Origin of the sequence: Streptomyces sp. NPDC020489 (assembly GCF_044386545.1) — a bacterium.
GTDB lineage: Bacteria > Actinomycetota > Actinomycetes > Streptomycetales > Streptomycetaceae > Streptomyces.
This window is the reverse complement of record NZ_JBIRUZ010000009.1, coordinates 128680-146066: the sequence shown is the minus strand read 5'-3', so window position 1 is coordinate 146066 and position 17387 is coordinate 128680. Positions and strand designations below refer to the sequence as shown.

16 protein-coding genes are annotated in these 17387 nt (G+C 72.5%); 11 read left to right on the top strand and 5 right to left on the bottom strand.

The features are described from left to right. Positions 1-291: 291 nt before the first annotated feature. The 4 genes from ACH41F_RS24675 to ACH41F_RS24660 all read left to right on the top strand — a co-directional run bounded on the left by ACH41F_RS24675 (position 292) and on the right by ACH41F_RS24660 (position 2583). Positions 292-1188, top strand: a complete 897-nt coding sequence (locus tag ACH41F_RS24675; protein WP_391240342.1) for a DMT family transporter — start codon at positions 292-294, stop codon at positions 1186-1188. Between the two features lie 102 nt (positions 1189-1290). Next, positions 1291-1806 carry an NUDIX domain-containing protein gene (locus tag ACH41F_RS24670; protein ID WP_391240345.1) on the top strand — a complete coding sequence of 172 codons (516 nt, stop codon included), beginning with the start codon at positions 1291-1293 and terminating at the stop codon, positions 1804-1806. Positions 1807-1858: 52 nt separating this feature from the next. Continuing rightward, positions 1859-2251, top strand: coding sequence for a DUF202 domain-containing protein (locus tag ACH41F_RS24665; protein ID WP_391240348.1), 393 nt, complete (start codon positions 1859-1861; stop codon positions 2249-2251). Beyond that, complete coding sequence (locus tag ACH41F_RS24660) at positions 2248-2583, top strand: DUF202 domain-containing protein (RefSeq protein WP_398837561.1); 336 nt, start codon at positions 2248-2250, stop codon at positions 2581-2583. Before ACH41F_RS24665 ends, ACH41F_RS24660 begins: the two co-directional genes overlap by 4 nt. A 207-nt stretch (positions 2584-2790) precedes the next feature. Here ACH41F_RS24660 and ACH41F_RS24655 read toward each other — a convergent pair whose 3' ends face one another. Continuing rightward, a complete protein-coding gene (locus tag ACH41F_RS24655; RefSeq protein WP_398837560.1) occupies positions 2791-3768 on the bottom strand; it encodes an NADP-dependent oxidoreductase in 978 nt (325 codons plus the stop codon). Between the two features lie 111 nt (positions 3769-3879). On the opposite strand from ACH41F_RS24655, the gene ACH41F_RS24650 reads away from it, so the two are divergent. The 3 genes from ACH41F_RS24650 (at position 3880) to ACH41F_RS24640 (ending at position 6604) form a co-directional block, all read left to right on the top strand. Continuing rightward, positions 3880-4176: a hypothetical protein gene (locus tag ACH41F_RS24650; RefSeq protein WP_398837559.1), complete on the top strand. Its 297-nt coding sequence runs from the start codon at positions 3880-3882 to the stop codon at positions 4174-4176. Between the two features lie 160 nt (positions 4177-4336). Next, complete coding sequence (locus ACH41F_RS24645) at positions 4337-5383, top strand: phosphotransferase family protein (protein ID WP_398837557.1); 1047 nt, start codon at positions 4337-4339, stop codon at positions 5381-5383. Positions 5384-5389: 6 nt separating this feature from the next. Further along, a complete protein-coding gene (locus ACH41F_RS24640; RefSeq protein WP_398837556.1) occupies positions 5390-6604 on the top strand; it encodes an acyl-CoA dehydrogenase in 1215 nt (404 codons plus the stop codon). Between the two features lie 59 nt (positions 6605-6663). Here the strand turns inward: ACH41F_RS24640 and ACH41F_RS24635 are convergent, their stop codons facing one another. Genes ACH41F_RS24635 through ACH41F_RS24625 form a run of 3 tightly spaced genes read right to left on the bottom strand, consistent with a single transcriptional unit; the run spans position 6664 to position 9734 of the window. Further along, positions 6664-7257, bottom strand: coding sequence for a TetR family transcriptional regulator (locus ACH41F_RS24635; protein WP_391240364.1), 594 nt, complete (start codon positions 7255-7257; stop codon positions 6664-6666). A gap of 42 nt (positions 7258-7299) precedes the next feature. After that, a complete protein-coding gene (locus ACH41F_RS24630; RefSeq protein ID WP_398837554.1) occupies positions 7300-8967 on the bottom strand; it encodes a class I adenylate-forming enzyme family protein in 1668 nt (555 codons plus the stop codon). Beyond that, positions 8964-9734 carry an SDR family NAD(P)-dependent oxidoreductase gene (locus ACH41F_RS24625; RefSeq protein ID WP_391240370.1) on the bottom strand — a complete coding sequence of 257 codons (771 nt, stop codon included), beginning with the start codon at positions 9732-9734 and terminating at the stop codon, positions 8964-8966. Before ACH41F_RS24625 ends, ACH41F_RS24630 begins: the two co-directional genes overlap by 4 nt. A gap of 291 nt (positions 9735-10025) precedes the next feature. Between ACH41F_RS24625 and ACH41F_RS24620 the strand changes: the two genes are divergently transcribed. Next, the gene (locus ACH41F_RS24620; RefSeq protein WP_391240373.1) at positions 10026-11264 is read left to right on the top strand and encodes an exo-beta-N-acetylmuramidase NamZ domain-containing protein; all 1239 of its coding nucleotides are present in this window, start codon (positions 10026-10028) and stop codon (positions 11262-11264) included. 96 nt (positions 11265-11360) lie between these two features. After that, entirely contained in the window at positions 11361-12677 is a 1317-nt protein-coding gene (locus ACH41F_RS24615; RefSeq protein WP_398837553.1) for a serine-threonine protein kinase, read from the top strand. An 18-nt stretch (positions 12678-12695) separates the two neighbouring features. Here the strand turns inward: ACH41F_RS24615 and ACH41F_RS24610 are convergent, their stop codons facing one another. Continuing rightward, positions 12696-15479 carry a penicillin acylase family protein gene (locus ACH41F_RS24610; RefSeq protein ID WP_398837551.1) on the bottom strand — a complete coding sequence of 928 codons (2784 nt, stop codon included), beginning with the start codon at positions 15477-15479 and terminating at the stop codon, positions 12696-12698. Between the two features lie 223 nt (positions 15480-15702). Here ACH41F_RS24610 and ACH41F_RS24605 point away from each other — a divergent pair, with 223 nt between their 5' ends. Then, positions 15703-16305: a hypothetical protein gene (locus ACH41F_RS24605; protein ID WP_391240382.1), complete on the top strand. Its 603-nt coding sequence runs from the start codon at positions 15703-15705 to the stop codon at positions 16303-16305. Between the two features lie 148 nt (positions 16306-16453). Further along, positions 16454-17185, top strand: coding sequence for a 3-keto-5-aminohexanoate cleavage protein (locus tag ACH41F_RS24600; RefSeq protein ID WP_398837550.1), 732 nt, complete (start codon positions 16454-16456; stop codon positions 17183-17185). The last annotated feature ends 202 nt before the right edge of the window (positions 17186-17387 follow it).

Genomic DNA, 17387 nt, shown 5'->3' with positions numbered 1-17387 from the left:
CGCAGCCAAGGCTTCCCGTCAAGGCCGGAACGGTTGTTACACGGTTCAACTAGCGTGACGCATGGGGCAGTTGTGATCACTTTCGGCGGACCCGGGGCACCCGCGTGGCCGTGGATGTGGCGTACGCCATGGCGCCGCGAGGCCGGGCGTCGGAGCATGGCGGGACGGTCGTACGGGCGACCGCGTCAACCGCCCGGTTCCGGGTACTCCCGGAAGCAGGCCGCGTCCCGGGGCATTAGAGTCGGCCCTTACCCCGCCCCGCAGCCCGGCCCAGTGATCGAGGTACGCAGCGTGTCGGTTCTTGTCCTGGTTCTCGCCGTGAGCGCCGCCTGCTGCCTGGGCCTCGGTTTCGTCCTCCAGCAGGACGCGGCCCAGCGGGCACCCCTGAACGACTTCCTCTCGCCCCGGCTGCTGCTGGACCTGATGAGGATGCCCCGCTGGCTGGGCGGCATCGCGCTGATGGTGGTCGGCATGGCGCTGGGCGCGATCGCGCTGGGACAGGGCGAGATCTCCCTGGTGGAGCCCCTGCTGGCGACGAACCTGCTGTTCGCGATGGCCCTGTCCCGCCACCAGAGCAAGCAGCCGCTGGGCCGCCAGGGCTGGGCGGGTCTGGTGCTGCTCGCGGGCGGGGTGACGGCGTTCATCGTCGCGGGCGAGCCGCGCGGCGGCACGGCGGTCACCGACCCCCTCCGGCACTGGCTGATCATCGGCGCGATGATCGGCCTCGCGCTGCTGCTGACGACGTACGCCAAGCGCTCCCGTCTCGTCGCGGGCCCGGCGCTGCTCGCCGTCGCCGCCGGCCTGCTCTACGGCGTCCAGGACGCCCTGACGCGGGTGAGCGGCCAGCGCTTCTCCGCCGGCGGCCTGGTGGAGCTGCTCACCGGCTGGCAGCCCTACGCCGTGCTGGCCCTCGGCGTCACCGGCCTGGTCCTGGTCCAGAGCGCCTTCGAGACCGCCTCCCTGCGCATGTCCCTCCCGGCCCTCACCGCCGCCCAGCCCCTCGCCGGCATCATCTGCGGCGTGGGCTTCCTCGGCGACCGCCTCCGCACCGACACGGGCGCCCTGGCCTGGGAGGCGGCCGGCCTCGCCGCGGTCGTGGCGGGCATCGTGCTGCTGGGCCTCCACCCGGCGATGCCCTGCGGGACCTCCGAGCGGACGGCACGGCCCCGGGATCTCCAGCCGCACTGAGACCGCGCCGGGCCGCCGGGCCGGACAGCGCCGCACGGACCGACGCACGGACGTCGTGGGTGGGGCGCCCGGCCTCTCCGAGGGGCCTGCTTGGATGAGGGCATGAGTTCTGCTGACGAGATTCTCGACATCGTCGACGAGGACGACCGGGTCGTCGGGCAGTCGCCGCGCGGTGAGGCGTACGCCAAGGGGCTGCGGCACCGGTGCGTGTTCATCCAGGCGCGGGACCGCGCGGGGCGGCTCTTCGTGCACCGGCGGACCGCGACCAAGCTGGTCTTCCCCTCCCTGTACGACATGTGGGTCGGCGGTGTCGTCGGCGCGGGCGAGTCCTACGACGAGGCGGCTCTGCGGGAGGCCGAGGAGGAGCTGGGGGTGTCCGGGCTGCCCGCACCCGAGTTCCTCTTCAAGTTCCTGTACGACGACGGGGCCGGGCGGACCTGGTGGTCGTCGGTGTACGAGGTCCGCTGCGAGCTGCCGGTGAACCCCCAGGTCGAGGAGGTCGCCTGGTACGACTTCCTGCCCGAGGCGGAGGTGGAGCGGCGGCTGGACGAGTGGCCGTGGGTGCCGGACGGACGGGACGCGTACGAACGGCTCCGCGCGCACCGGGCGGCGGGCTGACACGTCACCGCCCCGACCAGGGCGGACACCCGCGCCCCGGTAGGGTCGGGACGTGATCGGCTTCGTGCGCAACGTCCGGCTGTGGTTCGCCCCCGAGCAGGTCCGGGAGGAGGGCACCACGCCCGACTACCGGTTCTCGCTCGCCAACGAGCGCACGTTCCTGGCCTGGTTGCGGACCGCCCTCGCGCTCATCGGCGGCGGTTTCGCCGTGGACCAGTTCCTGCCGGATCTGCGCTGGGGCTGGCGGGCGGGGCTGGCGCTCGCGCTGCTCGCCGCCGGGGTGCTGTGCTCGTTGCGCGCGGTGAACCACTGGGTGCGGTGCGAGCGGGCCATGCGGCGGGGCGAGGATCTGCCCGTCTCCCGGTTCCCGGCGCTGCTGGGTGTCGTCGTGGCCGTCGTCGCCGTCGCGATGGTGCTGGTCGTGCTCGTCGGGTGGGAGGGGTGAGTGCGACGCGGTCTGCCGGCACCGCCGAGGAACGCGATCCCGGACTCCAGCCCGAACGCACCCGCCTCGCCTGGCGGCGCACGACCCTGTCCGGCACCGTCTGCGCCGTGCTCGCGGTGAAGGCCGCGCTGCACGGGGGTCCGTCCGCCGCCGGTGTCGTCGCCTGCGCGCTGGTCTGCGCCCTGTGGCTGGGCCTGCTGCTCGTCGCACACCGCCGCATCCGCGCCCTCGCGGCCCCCGGGGTCCCTTCCGCGCTCACCCCGCGCCCTGCCACGGCGGCCGCCCTGTGCGCCGTCGCCATGGCGGTCTGCGGAGCCGCGCTGGTGTTCTAGGCCCGGCGGCAGACACTCCGCCTCGGCTCGGCCCTCTCAGGCCTTCCGGCCGCCCCGGAGAGGGCCCACCGGACACCGCTGCTCGACGGGCAGGAGCCGCCTGCCGCGGCGCTAGGCCCGGTCGATGCCCTTCCCGCTCCTCCGGCACCCCTCAGAGGACCCCACCGGACACCTCTCCTCGACAGGCGGAAGCCGCCTGCCGCGACACTAGGCCCGGTCGTCGCCCACCCGCTCCTCCGGCCGCTCCGGGTCCGGGTCCGCGTCCACCGTCACCACGATCTTCCCCCGGGTCCGCCCCTCCTGGCTCAGTCGCTGTGCCTCCGCCGCCCGCTCCAGCGGGAAGGTGTGTGACACGTGCACCGAGACCACGCCCTGTTCGGCCAGCGCGGACAGGCGCCGGAGGTCCTCGGCGTCCGGGCGCACCCAGACGTAGCGGCCGCCGTGGGTGACGACGTTCCCGTCCGCGATGGAGACCAGGCGGCCCTCGGGGGCCAGGAGGTTCGCCGAGGCGGTGAGGGTCTCGCCGCCGATGGTGTCGAACGCCGCGTCGACGCCCTCGGGGGCCAGCCCGCGCACCCGTTCGGCCAGGCCCTCGCCGTACGCGACGGGCTCACCGCCGAGGCTCCGTACGAAGTCGTGGTTGCCCGGGCTCGCCGTACCGATGACCCGGGCGCCGAAGTGGTGGGCGAGCTGTACGGCGAGGGAGCCCACGCCGCCCGCCGCCGCGTGCACCAGGACCGTCTCGCCGCGCTTGACCTGGAGGGCCTTGACCAGCACCTGGTAGGCGGTGAGTCCGGCCAGCGGCAGCCCCGCCGCCTCCTCGAAGGAGAGGTTGCGGGGCTTGCGGGCGAGGGTGCGGACCGGAGCGGCCACGTACTCGGCGAAGGTGCCCCGGGAGAGGAAGTCCTCGCGGACGTAGCCGATGACCTCGTCGCCGATCTCGAACTCCGGGACGGAGACGCCGAGTCGGACCACGACACCGCTGACGTCCCAGCCGGGGACCACCGGGAAGACGGGGTCCAGGATCTGCTCCAGGTGCCCCTCGCGGGCGTGCCAGTCGACCGGGTTGACCGCCGCCGCCCGGACCTTGACCAGTACCGCGTCGACCCCGACCGTGGGGTCGCGCAGATCCCCGTATGCGAGGACCTCGGGTCCGCCGTAGCGTGAGTAGCTGATGCCCTTCATGGCTTCGACCCTCCGGGGTAGCGGGCCGCCACGCAACCGGGATGCCCCGGTACGCGGCGTTCGCGTGGCAGCCTGTCCGACGGCATCGGCACATCTGCGAAGGCGAGCACCATGACCACCCTCCACCAGGAACACGCCTCCCACTCCCACGCCCACGGACCCGACTGCGGGCACACCGAGGTACCGCACGGGGACCACGTCGACTACGCGCACGGCGGGCATCTGCACCGCGAGCACGGCGACCACTGGGACGAGTGCGAGCCGGGCGGGCACGCCACCCACGACGGCCACGACCACGCGCACGGCGACTCCTGCGGACACGAGAGCGTGCTGCACGGGGACCACGTGGACTATCTGCACGACGGCCACCGGCACGCCCGCCACGACGGGCACTGGGACGACCACTGAGCACCTGACCGAAGAGGCGTCACCGCAGCTCCCCGTCGCACCGGACGGGGAGCTGTCGGCCTGTCGTGGCTCAGATCACGTTCGCTCCACGCACTGGACGGCATACCGACCGGTCGGCATCATGTCTCGGGTACCGTTCACCTGCCCGTAGGAGCGACGCATGAGCCCCGACCATCCGCCCGGACTGGATCTCGACAGGCTGCGCGGCCTGCTCGACCGCGAGCGGCCCGGTCTGGTCCACGGCCCCCTGACCGGCCGGCTGATCGAGGGCGGACGGTCGAACCTCACGTACACGGTGTCCGACGGCACCGCGCGGTGGGTCGTACGCCGTCCGCCGCTGGGCCATGTCCTGGCCACCGCGCACGACATGAAGCGCGAGCACCGGGTGATCAGCGCGCTGCACCCGACGGACGTACCGGTCCCGAAACCACTGCTGCTGTGCGAGTCCGAGGAGGACACCGCGGGCATCGGGGCGCCGTTCTACGTCATGGAGTTCGTCGAGGGCACCCCGTACCGCACCGCCGACCAGCTGCTCCCGCTCGGCCCGGAGCGCACCCGGGCCGCGGTGCTGTCCCTGGTGGACACCCTCGTCGAACTGCACGCGGTGGACCCCGCCGAGGTGGGCCTCGCCGACTTCGGCCGCCCCGAGGGCTTCCTGGACCGCCAGCTGCGCCGCTGGGGCAAGCAGCTGGACGCCTCCCGCAACCGCGAACTTGCCGGCATCGACGAGCTGCACGCGACGCTGGGCCGCCGGTTGCCCACCTCCCCGGCCGCGACCGTGATCCACGGTGACTACCGGCTCGACAACGTGCTCATCGGGCCCGACCCGGACACCGGTGCCGACCGGATCAACGCGATCCTCGACTGGGAGATGTCGACGCTCGGCGACCCGCTCACCGACCTCGGCCTGCTGGTCATGTACAGCATGCCGCTGGACCTGCCCGACTCCCCCGTCTCCACGACCGCCACCGCGCCGGGCCATCCCGACCCGGCCGAGCTGGTCGAGCGGTACGCGGCCCGTTCGGGGCGCGACGTCTCGACGGTCTCCTGGTACACGGCGTTCGCGTGGTTCAAGCTCGCCGTGATCCTGGAGGGCATCCACTACCGCTACACCCTGGGCCAGACGGTCGGCGCCGGCTTCGACCGCATCGGCGACCTCGTCCCCGTCTTCATCTCGCACGGCCTGACCACCCTTCAGGAAGGCTGACCCGCCATGGACTTCGCGTTCGACGCGCGCACCGAGGAACTGCGCGCCCAGCTGCTCGCCTTCATGGACGAGCACGTCTATCCCGCCGAGGCCGTCGCCGAGGAGCAGCGCGCCCGGCTGGCCTCGCCGTGGGACACACCGGCCGTGGTGGAGGAGTTGAAGGCCGAGGCCCGCAGGCGGGGGTTGTGGAACCTCTTCCTGCCGGACCACGCGTACGGGGCCGGGCTGACCAACCTCCAGTACGCGCCGCTGGCCGAGATCACCGGCCGTTCCCCGCAGCTCGCGCCCACCGCGCTGAACTGCGCGGCGCCGGACACCGGCAACATGGAGGTGCTCACCCAGTTCGGGGACGAGCAGCAGAAGAAGCAGTGGCTGGAACCGCTCCTCGCCGGTGAGATCCGCTCGGCGTTCGCGATGACCGAGCCGGAGGTGGCCTCCTCGGACGCCACGAACATCACCACGTACATCGAGCGCGACGGCGACGAGTACGTCATCACCGGCCGCAAGTGGTACATCTCCGGGGCGATGAACCCGGACTGCAAGATCTTCATCGTGATGGGCAAGACGGACCCGGACGGCGACGACATCCGCCGCCAGCAGTCCATGGTGCTGGTCCCCCGCGACACCCCCGGCGTCACCGTCAAGCGGGCGATGCAGGTCTTCGGGTACGAGGACCACTCCCACGGCGGCCACGCCGAGGTGGTCTTCGACCACGCGCGCGTGCCGGTGTCGAACCTGATCGGCGAGGAGGGCGGCGGGTTCGCCATCGCCCAGGCACGTCTCGGGCCGGGCCGGATCCACCACTGCATGCGGCTGATCGGCATGGCCGAGCGGGCGATCGAGCTGATGTGCCGCCGGGCGGTGTCGCGTGCGGCCTTCGGCAAGGCGCTGGCCCAGCAGGGCGTGGTGCACAACTGGATCGCCGACGCGCGCGTGACGGTCGAGCAACTGCGGCTGCTGGTGCTGAAGACGGCCTGGCTGATGGACACCGTCGGCAACCGGGGCGCCCACACCGAGATCCAGTCCATCAAGATCGCCACGCCGCGCGCCGTCGTCGACATCATCGACCGGGCGATCCAGCTGCACGGCGCGGGCGGGGTCAGCCAGGACTTCCCGCTGGCCGAGCTGTACGCCGGGGCGCGGACGCTGATGATCGCCGACGGTCCGGACGAGGTGCACCAGCGGTCGCTGGCGCGGCGGGAGCTGAAGAAGTACCTGTAGGTGAAGCGGTAAGGGGCGGTCTCCATGGGCGACCGCCCCTTGCACATGTCGTCGCGCGGTTACGGGCGCAGGGCCCTCAGCAGCAGGTCGGCCAGGTGGTCGGCGACCTCCTGGGGGCTCATCGGGCCGTCCGGGCGGTACCAGGTGGACAGGTGGTGGACGGAACCGAAGTGGTAGTCCACCACCAGGTCGGCGGGCGTCGCCGTGGAGAAGACGCCCGCCTGCTGGCCCTCCTCGACCAGCGCGCGGAAGCGCTCGTGGTAGTGCCGGCGGGCGGCGCGCACCTGCTTGTTCTTCTCCGGGCTCAGGTGGTGCATGGAGCGGAAGAAGATCGACGCGTCGTCGAGGTTCTCGATCGTCGTGACGACGACGTCCGCGGCGGCGCCCCGCAGACGCTTCTCGATGGGCTCGTCCGCGTCGGCGAAGGAGTCGAGGCGCTCCTGCTGGACGCGCAGCACGCGCGCGTACACCTCGTGCAGGAGGTCGTCCTTGGAACCGAAGTAGTGGTACAGCGCCCCCTTGGTGACGCCGGCCGCCTCGACGATCTCCTGCACGGAGGTGCGGTCGTAGCCCTGCTCCGCGAAGAGCCGGGTGGCGGCGGCCAGCAGCCGCTGCGGGACGGGCGTGCCGTCCCCGTCGGTCGTCCTGGGCACTGTGCCGCCTCCTGCCTTTCCGTTCATACCGCTCGTTGTGCGTTACTGCTCGTCCTGCCTGCGAGAACGCAGTTCCCGCCGGAGGATCTTCCCACTCGCCGTCTTCGGCAGGTCGGGCAGGATCTCCACCTGCCTGGGGTACTTGTAGGCGGCCAGTCTCTCCTTGCAGTACACCGCGAGTTCATCCGGGTCGGTGGCGGCGCCCGGGCGCAGGCTGATGTAGGCCTTCACGGTCTCCCCGCGGTACCCGTCGGGCACCCCGACGACGGCCGCCTCGCGTACCGCCGGGTGGGTGTACAGCACGTCCTCGACCTCGCGGGGCCAGACCTTGAAGCCGGACGCGTTGATCATGTCCTTCTTGCGGTCCACGACGTACAGCCAGCCCTGGGCGTCCATGAAGCCGATGTCGCCGGTGCGCAGCTCGCCGTCCGGGAAGGTCTCGGCGGTGGCGTCCGGGCGGCGCCAGTAGCCGGGCACGACCTGCGGTCCGCGCACCACGATCTCGCCCTGCTCCCCGAAGGGCACCTCGGCGCCCTGGTCGTCGACGATCCGTACGACCGTCTCCGGGCCCGGCAGGCCCACGGCGAGCGTCCCGGAGACCGGGTCGACGGGCGCCTCCAGATGGGGTGGCACGGAGGCGCAGGGCGCGGTGCACTCGGTCAGGCCGTAGCCGTTGCGGATGTACGGCCCGAACCCGGCACGGAACTTCTCCACCAGGGCGGGCGGCAGGGGGGCGCCGCCGGAGGAGATGACGACGAAGGAGGAGAAGTGGTCCGGGGTGGCGTCCGGGTGGGCGGCCAGCGCCATGAACGCGGTGGAGGGGCCGACCGTGTAGTGCGGCCGGTGCTCGGCGAACGCCTCCAGGACGACCCCGGTCTCGAAGCGGTACGTCAGCACCAGGGTGCCCGCGCTGTTGAGGCACGCGCCGAGCTGGCAGACCATCCCGGTGATGTGGAACAGCGGCGCCAGCGCGTAGTAGACAGGCCCCTCGGGCAGGGGCAGCCCGGTCCGCTGCCGCTCGGCGTTGTACATGATGTTGCCGTGCGTGTTGGTGGCGCCCTTGGGGGTGCCGCTGGTGCCCGAGGTGTAGCTGATGAGCGCGATGTCGGACGGTGCCGGGTCGCGGCCCTCCGGCGCGGGGTGGCCCGCGCGGGCCACCGCGGCCAGGTCGTCGGCGTCGGCGGCCATCGGCAGCCGCTCGAAGGTCAGCACGCGCGCGTCGTCGCGGGTCTGGAAGTCCAGCTCGCAGCCGGTGAGCACGATCCGCACCGGCGAGCCGGCGGCCGTCTCGCGCAGGTACGACTCCCAGGCCCGGTCGGAGCAGATCAGCGCGGCCACCTCGCCGTCCCGCAGGACGTGGCCGACCTCCCCGGACTTGTACATGGGGTTGACGGGCACCACGACCGCGCCCGCCTTCCACGCGCCCAGCAGGGCGAGCACGAAGTGCGGGGAGTTCTGCAGCAGGATCGCCACCCGGTCGCCGCGCTCCAGACCGCGGGCGGCGAGGTGCCCGGCGACGGAGTCGCTCAGCGCGTCGACCTCACGGTAGGTGAGGCGGCCGTCGAAGTAGGCGAGGAAGGGGCGGTCCGGCGCCTCGGCGGCGGACCGGCGCAGGGCGTGGACCAGGGAGTCGGCGGGCTCGATCGGGGCGCGCTGGGCGTCGTCGAGCAGCGCCACCCAGGGCTTGGCCGCGTAGGCGGACTCGGTCACCGCGTCTCCTCCCACTTGCGCTGAAGGTGGTTCATGTTGCCCAGCCAGCGGTCCGGTTCGGCTGCCCGGGCCTGGTAGTACCCGGCGACCTCGGGGTGCGGCAGGATCAGGAACCGGTCCTCGGCGATGCCCTTGAAGAGAGCCTCCGCGACGTCGTCCGGTTCCACGGCCGTCGGCTTGAGCACCAGGTCACCGGCGCTGCCGGTCGCGTCCAGCATGTCCGTGCGCACGCCCTGCGGGCAGATGGCGTGGACCTTGACCCCACGGTGCCGGTACGTCAGCGACAGGTACTCGGCGAAGGCGTACGCCCCGTGCTTGGTGACGCTGTAGGGCGCGGCGCCGATCATGGTCAGCAGCCCGGCCGCGGAGACGGTGGACACGAACCGTCCGCTCCCCCGCTCCAGCCAGCCGGGCAGCAGCGCGTGGGCGGCCCGCACGTGGGCCATCACGTTGACGTCCCAGGACGTCGCCCAGCCCGTCTCGTCGAGCTGCTCGTCGAGTTCCCCGCCGAAGGCGACACCGGCGTTGGCGCAGTAGACGTCGACGGTCCCGCCGAGGGCGTCGCGGGCGTCGTCGACGACGGCGGAGGCGTCACCGGGCAGCGCGATCCCGCCGATCTCCTCGGCGACGGCCGTGGCACGGTCGCCGTCCAGGTCGTTCACGACCACCCGGGCCCCCTCGGCGGCGAACCGCCGCGCGAGGGCGGCGCCGATGCCCCCTCCGGCCCCCGTGACGACGACACCAGCACCCTGAACGGCTTCCACCATCGGTCTCCTTCGACTGCGGCTCTGCGAAGACGGCCAGACTAACCAGTCGGTATGTAGGAAAGGAAGGGCAGGACCCCCCGGCCTGGGGGCGCGTGACCGCTTCCCTGTGCGGCCCCGCCGCGGGGGGCGTGACCGCCTGCTGCGGCTCCGCCACGGGGGGCGCGTGACCGTCTCCTGCGGTCCCGCCGCGGGGGGCGCGTGACAGTCTCCTGTGGCTCCGCCGCGGGGCGCGGCAGGCCGCGGGTGGCCCGCACCTTCCCCGCGACCCTCGGGAGCAATACCGTGCCCCCCATGCGCCTATCCAGACGAGCTCTCCTCGCGGCGACCACGGCAGCAACGACGGCAAGCGCACTCGCCGGCGCGCCCCCGGCCTCCGCGGCCCCCCGCCTGCGCACCGGCTTCGAGAACCTCTCCGCGACCGGCTACGCCCCCCTGCGCGACCAGCGCGTCGGCATCGTCACCAACCCCACCGGCATCACCCGCGACGCCCGCCACATCGTCGACGTCATGCACGCCGACGACCGCGTGGACCTCGTCGCCGTCTTCGGCCCCGAGCACGGCTTCCGCGGCACCGCCCAGGCCGGCGGCTCCGAGGGCCGCTACGACGACCCGGCGACCGGCCTGCCCGTCTACGACACCTACCTCAAGAGCGGCCAGGCGCTCGCGGACGTCTTCACCGCCTCCGGCGTCGACACGGTCGTCTTCGACATCCAGGACGTGGGCGCGCGCTTCTACACCTACATCTGGACGCTCTACGACTGCATGGAGGCGGCCCGACTGGCGGGCAAGCGGTTCGTGGTGCTGGACCGGCCGAACCCGGTCACCGGACGCTCCGCCGAAGGGCCCGTGCTGCACCGGGAGTTCGCCACCTTCGTGGGACGGCAGCCGATCTCGCAGGCGCACGGCATGACCGTCGCGGAGCTGGCGCGGCTGTTCAACGGGGAGTTCCTGACCGCCCCCGTGACCCTGGACACCGTCCTGATGACCGGCTGGCGGCGTGCGCAGTTCTACGACGCCTCCGGGCTGCCCTGGGTGCCGCCGAGCCCCAACATGCCCACCGCGGACACCGCGTTGGTGTACTCGGGGACCTGTCTCTTCGAGGGCACGAACCTGTCGGAGGGGCGGGGCACGACCCGGCCCTTCGAACTGCTCGGCGCCGAGGGGATCGACGGGCGCTGGGCCGCCGCCGCGAACGAACTCGGGCTGCCGGGCGTGCACTTCAGGGAGGCGTACTTCGCGCCCACGTTCTCCAAGTTCCAGGGCAGAACCGTCGGCGGGGTGCAGATCCATGTGCACGACCGGGCGGCGTACGACCCGGTGCGCACCGGGATCGCCCTGCTGGTGACCGCGAAACGGGTGTGGAGCGGCTTCGCCTGGCGGCCCGACAACTGGATCGACAAGCTGACGGGCTCCACCCAGGTGCGTACCGCCATCGACGCGGGGGCCGACCCGGACGAGGTGGTCGCCGGCTGGCGGGCGGAGCTGGCCGCGTTCCGGGCGGTCCGGCGGAAGTATCTCGTCTATCGGTGAACCCGAAGCGGTTGAGCCGTTACCTATGGCCAACCCCGCCCCTTGGCAGGACGATGCGACCGCATCGCACCACTACGGGGGACAAGGGGGCCCGTCATGGCGGAACCGGCGATGAGCGTGAGGCCGTACTGGGAGCTGATGTTCGACGCGGACGGCGACCCGGAGGGCAGGCGGCAGGGCCGGCTGCTGGCGGGTGTCGTGGAGCGCGGGGTGCGGGATCTGATCGTCTTCGCGCACGGCTGGAACAGTGACCGTTCCACCGCGACCCGCCTCTACAGCCGCTTCTTCGAGCCCATCCCGGAGCTCGCACCGGGCGCCCGTCTCGGGTTCGCCGGGGTGGTGTGGCCGTCGATGCGGTTCGCCGACGAGCCGATCCCCGACGTCCCGCGATCGGTCGCGGCCCAGTCCGCCCGGCGGCCGGCGCTCGACAAGGACACCCGGCACGCCCTGCTGGAGACCTTCCCGGGCCGTACGACCGTGGTGGAGCAGATCACCCGGCTGCTGGACCAGCAGCCGCGCGAGGAAGCGGAGTTGGAGGAGTTCGGCCGGCTGGTGCGAATGCTGGTCGAGCTGGTGCCGGCGGGACCGCAGGCGCTGTTCGGGGCGGACACGCTGGCGGAGGGTGTGCCGCAGAGCGAGCCGGACATGTTCCGTGGGCCGGTGGCGGAGGTGTGCGAGGACTTCGCGCGGGCGCTGGCGCACGTCGAGTCACCGGACACGGCCGCGGGCTTCACGATCCCCGACCCCTGGGACGGCGCCCACGAACTGCTGCGGCAGGCGACCTACTACGCCATGAAGCGCCGCGCCGGGACCGTCGGGGAGCGCGGGCTCGGGCGGGTGATCGGGCAGCTCGCCGCCGCGGCGCCCGGCGTGCGGGTGCATCTGGTGGGGCACAGCTTCGGCGGGCGGCTGGTGTCGTTCGCGTTGCGCGGGCTGCCCGAGGGGGTGCGCACGGTGAAGTCCGTGACGCTGCTCCAAGGCGCCTTCTCGCACTACGCGTTCGCGACCCGGTTGCCGCACGACCCGCGCGCGGGCGGGGTGCTGCAGGGCCAGCAGAACCGTGTCGACGGGCCCCTGGTGTGCTGCTTCTCCCGGCACGACTGCGCGCTCGGCACCCTGTACCCGCTGGCCTCCCGCATGGCGGGGGACGCGCGCGGGGTGGCCGGCGCGGACGTGGGCCGGGTGCTGGGCGCCAAGTGGGGTGCGATGGGCTTCGGCGGGGTGCAGGCGGTCCCGGGCACGCGCGCGTGGACGCTCGCCGAGGCGCTGCGGACGACGCTGCCCACCTCGGGGTGCGTGAACATCGACGCGTCCGAGGTGGTCAGGCGGGGTGGAGCGCCGGCCGGGGCGCACAGCGACATCGTGCACCGGGAGCTGGCGCGGGTGGTGCTGGCGGCGGGCCGTATCGGGTGACCCGCCGCCGCTGACGCGTCACCGGTGTGACGTGAACTCCACGACCTGCTGGTAGGTCGGCCGGTTCTGCCAGCTGATGTTGTAGTGCTTGATGCCGCCCAGGGTGCGCTGGACGATCGAGTCGGCGCACCACTGGTTGCCCGCCGCGCACAGGTCGTCACCGGGGTAGACCTGGGCCGCGGTCCTGCCGGCCGCCGTCTTCAACGTGCTGATGAGGACGTCCCGGCAGGCGCTGAGGCTGCCGCCACCGCAGTACTTCTGCGCCAGCGGGCCCCGCACGGTCTCCCCCAGCACCGCCCGGATGTCCTTGTCGACGTAGGACCACCAGCCGTACTGGAAGGAGCTGCCCGCGTGCGAGCCGGTCGGGCCGTGCGCCGCGGACGGGGCCTCGTCGACGGGCAGGTTGCGGGTGAGGGCGCTGTACAGCTCGGTGCCGAGGCCGGGTTCGAACTCGGCTTTCACCAGCAGCGGCCACCAGGCGTCCATGATCCGGATCGCGTCGGCGTCGGCGTACGCCTTGGAGCCCGCCGACGTCTCGGTGCGCCTGCCGCCCGCCGTGAGCCAGGTCTGGAGCTTGGCCACGGCGGCCGCGGCCGTGGAGTCGGTGACCGTGCCGCTGTTGATCACCTTCAGCAGGTCCGGCAGCACGTCCTCGGCCCGCAGGTCGGCCAGGCCCGCGTCGGCCATGGCCTTCACCAGCGAGGCCCGGGTCACGCCACCGGCCGCGACCAGCTTCTTGACCCGGTCCTCCAGCAGGTTGCCGCGGTGCACCGAGCCGTCGCCCCAGGGCGCGGTCGAGTAGTCGGCGGCCTGCTTGTTGTTCCAGGAGATGTAGTAGTCCTGGTCGATGGAGTGGGGGTGGGCGGAGACGGGGGTGTACTCCGCGGCGTTCGTCGTCGGGTTCCAGCCCTTCCACTCGTACGCCGGCCGCGCCCAGACCGGGAAGTCGGCGTCGACGCCGGTCGCGCGCACCGGGTTGTCGCCGCTGTTGTAGTACGCGGTGTGCTCGGAGTCGGCGTAGAACCAGTTGAAGGTGTAGTTGATGTGCTGCACCGCGCTCTGGAAGGTCTCCGGGCCCTTGACGTAGTCGGGGTCGTTCAGCATCTGGAAGCCGATGATCGAGTCGGCCTCGTGCAGGTACGACGAGCGCAGGGTGGTGTAGGCGACCTTCTTGCCGCCGACGGTCGCCCGGTACGCGACGGGGCCGTACGCGGTGCGCCAGACGCGCATCGTGTACGAGCCGGCGGCGGTGCCGTCGGCGGTGGTCGGGGTCCAGGAGTTCTTCTGCTCGACCTTCTCCATCGCCGTGCAGGTGCCGCGGTAGAGGTAGTGGTGGTCGTCCTGGCACAGCTCCACGGCGTAGGTGTCGATGATGTCCTGGCCGGAGGTGGTGGCGGACCAGGCGTAGTCCTGGCCGCGGCCGAGCTCGACGTACATGCTCAGCCCCGCGAAGGAGGCGCCGCGCGCGCTCAGGCCCGGGCCCTGGATCTCCTGGAGCATGAGCAGCTGGGGTGCGAAGTAGCCGGTCTGCGGGCCGAAGACGGCGACCGGGTGGCCGCCGGCGGTGTGCTCGCCGCTGACGACGAGGGCGTTGGACATCCCGCGCCGGGCCGAACCGAGGGCGGCCGCCGTCGCCGTCGCGGAGGCCGCGGAGGCACTCTGGCCGGCGCCGGTGCCGGTGGCGTCGTAAACGAGGGGCTCGGTCCGCACAGAGCCGTCGTCCGGGAGCGCCCCGCCCTGCGGGTCGGCGGGCTTGGTGGCGTACGGGAAGCTCTTGTCGTGGACCGTGACGACCGCCTCGGGGTCGTTGCGCTCACGGAAGGACTCCCAGACCGCCGTGCCCTGGGCCACCCCGTACTTCTCCTGCGCGGCGAGCAGCGAGAGCGCGTTGTCGACCTCGCCGCCGCCCCCCGAGCCGAACAACGCGCCGATCACGGAGGCGAGGGCGACCAGGTCGGTGGGCTTGAAGTGCTCGATGGTCCCGGCGTTGGTGACGGAGTCCTTGTGGCCGGTCAGGACGTACTCGCCGGGGAAGTAGCGGCCGCTGTCGGAGGCGTCGATGTAGGCGTTGATGCCGGCCACGTAGGCGTCGACGTCGGCGAGGGCCTGCCTGCCGCGGGCTCCGGCCTTGGCCGCCGCGCTGTCGATCTGCGCCTGGAGGTCGGCCTCGGTGTAGGGGGCGTTGCGCCAGAACTGCTGCTCCAGGCCCTGGTTCGAGGGGGCGCCGCCCGCGAAGGAGGTCAACTGGCCGCGTCCGACGTGGCGGAAGACGTCCATCAACCACAGGCGGTCCTGAGCCGCCGCATAGCCCGCTCCGTATTCAGTGCCGTATCTGGTGGTACCGGTGATGTGCGGAACGCCTGTCTTCTTGTCGCGGACGATCGTCACATCGCTGCGGCCACCGGGCTTGAGCGTGGAGGCGACTTGGTCGGAGGGGACGCCGAAGGAGGCGTCGTTGAAGAAGGTGTTGATCGTGGCGTTGGTGAGCGAGGGGTAGCCCTTGGCCAGGTTGGCGTACGGGCCGAGCTGGTCCTCGGCGTGCTCGGGCTGGGAGCCGAAGGCCTGGTTGAGGAGGATCTGGGCGAGCGTGGCGTTGCCGTTCTGACCCGGCGGCAGGATGTCGGAGCACTGGCTGCCGCAGTGGTCGGCGGCGGCGGTGGCCTCGGGCGCGGCGGCCGCTTGGCCAAGAGGGGACAAAAGACCGGCGATCAGGGCGCATACCGATGCGGTCTTCAGGAACCCGGTGAGTCTGCCGGGAGTTCTCAGGCTGTCGGGTGCGGTGCGTGAGGTGCGCCGTGACATGGCGGCTCCTACGGACGGGAGTGGGGTCTGGCGTTACCGGCGGTATCCCCGGGTTTGAAGATGAACATGCGTCAAGTTTTGGTAGCCGGTCCGGAGGCTGATGGGAGGCATCGGAAATCGGATGGAGCCGAATCGCGTGTCGATACGTCTATTCGGCGACGTCCGAAGCGACGACGCCGAAGTGACCGAAGTACAGGTGCAGGTGTGACGGAGGTGCAGGGCGATGGCCGGTTTCCGGAGTCTGGCGAGACAGGTGCGCGATCCGCGGTGCGATCTGGCGCTGCGACGCTACTCGCTGCGTAAGTGCCTGGAGCGATTCGCTCCCTACGGGCACAGGGCGACCTGGGACCATCTGTGCTCCCGGGCCGGGTTCGGTCCCGAGGACCGGTCCCCCGATCCGGCGCGACTCGTGGCCGCGCTGGAGGAGTTGGAGGAGGCGCGTTCGGTCTGGCTGGCCTACGAGGTCGAGTTCGCCGAGCGGCGCAAGAAGGAGAAGCACGACGGGCTGCGCAGGCCGGGCAGTGTCGATGACTGGCACCGGCTGACCTGGGGCGGTTTCGGTGTCGCGTGGTGCGACGACCCGCGGCGCCACCCCCGGGAACCGCTGGCCGAGGTGCTGCGCAGGCTGATCTCCGCGTTGGAGCGCGAGCCGGGCTCGGAGTGCCCGGTGTGCGGCGGGGAACAGCTGACCTATACGTACGACCTGGCCCACGAGCCCTCCTCGGGCCCTGTCTGCACGGACTGCGGGATCCTGGTCCCCAGTCCGGTGCTGACGCCCGAGGCGCTGGCGGCCTCCCGACGGGGACGGCTGCTGGTGTCCGCCTGAGCAGCGCGACCGGGGGTGCGCCGGGGATGCCGCACCCCCGTTTCGAACAGCCCGGCCGCGTGGGCGGGTGTCCGCCGGGCCGGCCGAGTTGTCCACAGGAGCCTCTCGCGCCGGGGCCGTTGTCGGTGGTGGCTGGCACCATCGAGACATGATGCAAGTGTGTCTCAACGGTTCCCGAGGGGCCTCCGACGGTGCGGGCGTGCCGCTGTCGCCGCAGGACATGGCCGAGTCCGCGGCAGCGGCGGTGGCGGCCGGTGCCACGGACATCCATGTCCACCCCAAGTCGCCCTGCGGCGATGACACGTTGTCCCCTCGGGTGCTGGCGGAGACTCTTCGGGCGATACGGGCCCGGGTCTCCGTGCCGGTCGGCGTGACCACGGGCGCGTGGGCGGAGCCGGATCCCGCGCGGCGGCTGGAGCGGGTGCGGGAGTGGACCGTGCTCCCCGACCACGCCTCCGTCAACTGGCACGAGGAGGGGGCCGAGGAGCTGGCCGCCGCCCTGCTCGACCGGGGCGTGGGCGTGGAGGCCGGCCTGTGGTCCGGCACCGACGCGGTCGCCCGGTTCGCCGCGTCGCCGCTCGCGCCCCGGGTGCTGCGGGTGCTGGCCGAGGTGACCGACACCTCCCCGGACACCGCCGAGAACACGGCGCGCGAGCTGCTGGCCGGGATCAGGGTCGCCGACGCCCGCCGCCCGGTCCTCCTGCACGGCGAGGACGGCGGCGCCTGGCCGGTGCTGCGCCTGGCCGGACGGCTGCGGCTGGACACCCGGGTGGGACTGGAGGACACACTGCTCCTCCCCGACGGCGAACCGGCCGCGTCCAACGCCGAGTTGGTGGCCGCGGCAGTCGTGCAGTACGGGTGGGGGCGGCGCTCGTCGTAGGGCGGGGCGAGGGCTTCCCCGGGCGGGGAGGGCTTCCCGGGGCGGGGTGAGGGCCTCCCGGGCGGGGCGAGGGCTTCCCCGGTCAGGACCAGGGCTTCGTGTCGGCGCTGGGGCGCCCGGGGGCACCCGGGTGCCGCAGGGGCCGCATCCGGGATGCCGCTGGGGTGGGCCCGGGGTGCCACCGGGGCGTGCCCGGGATGCC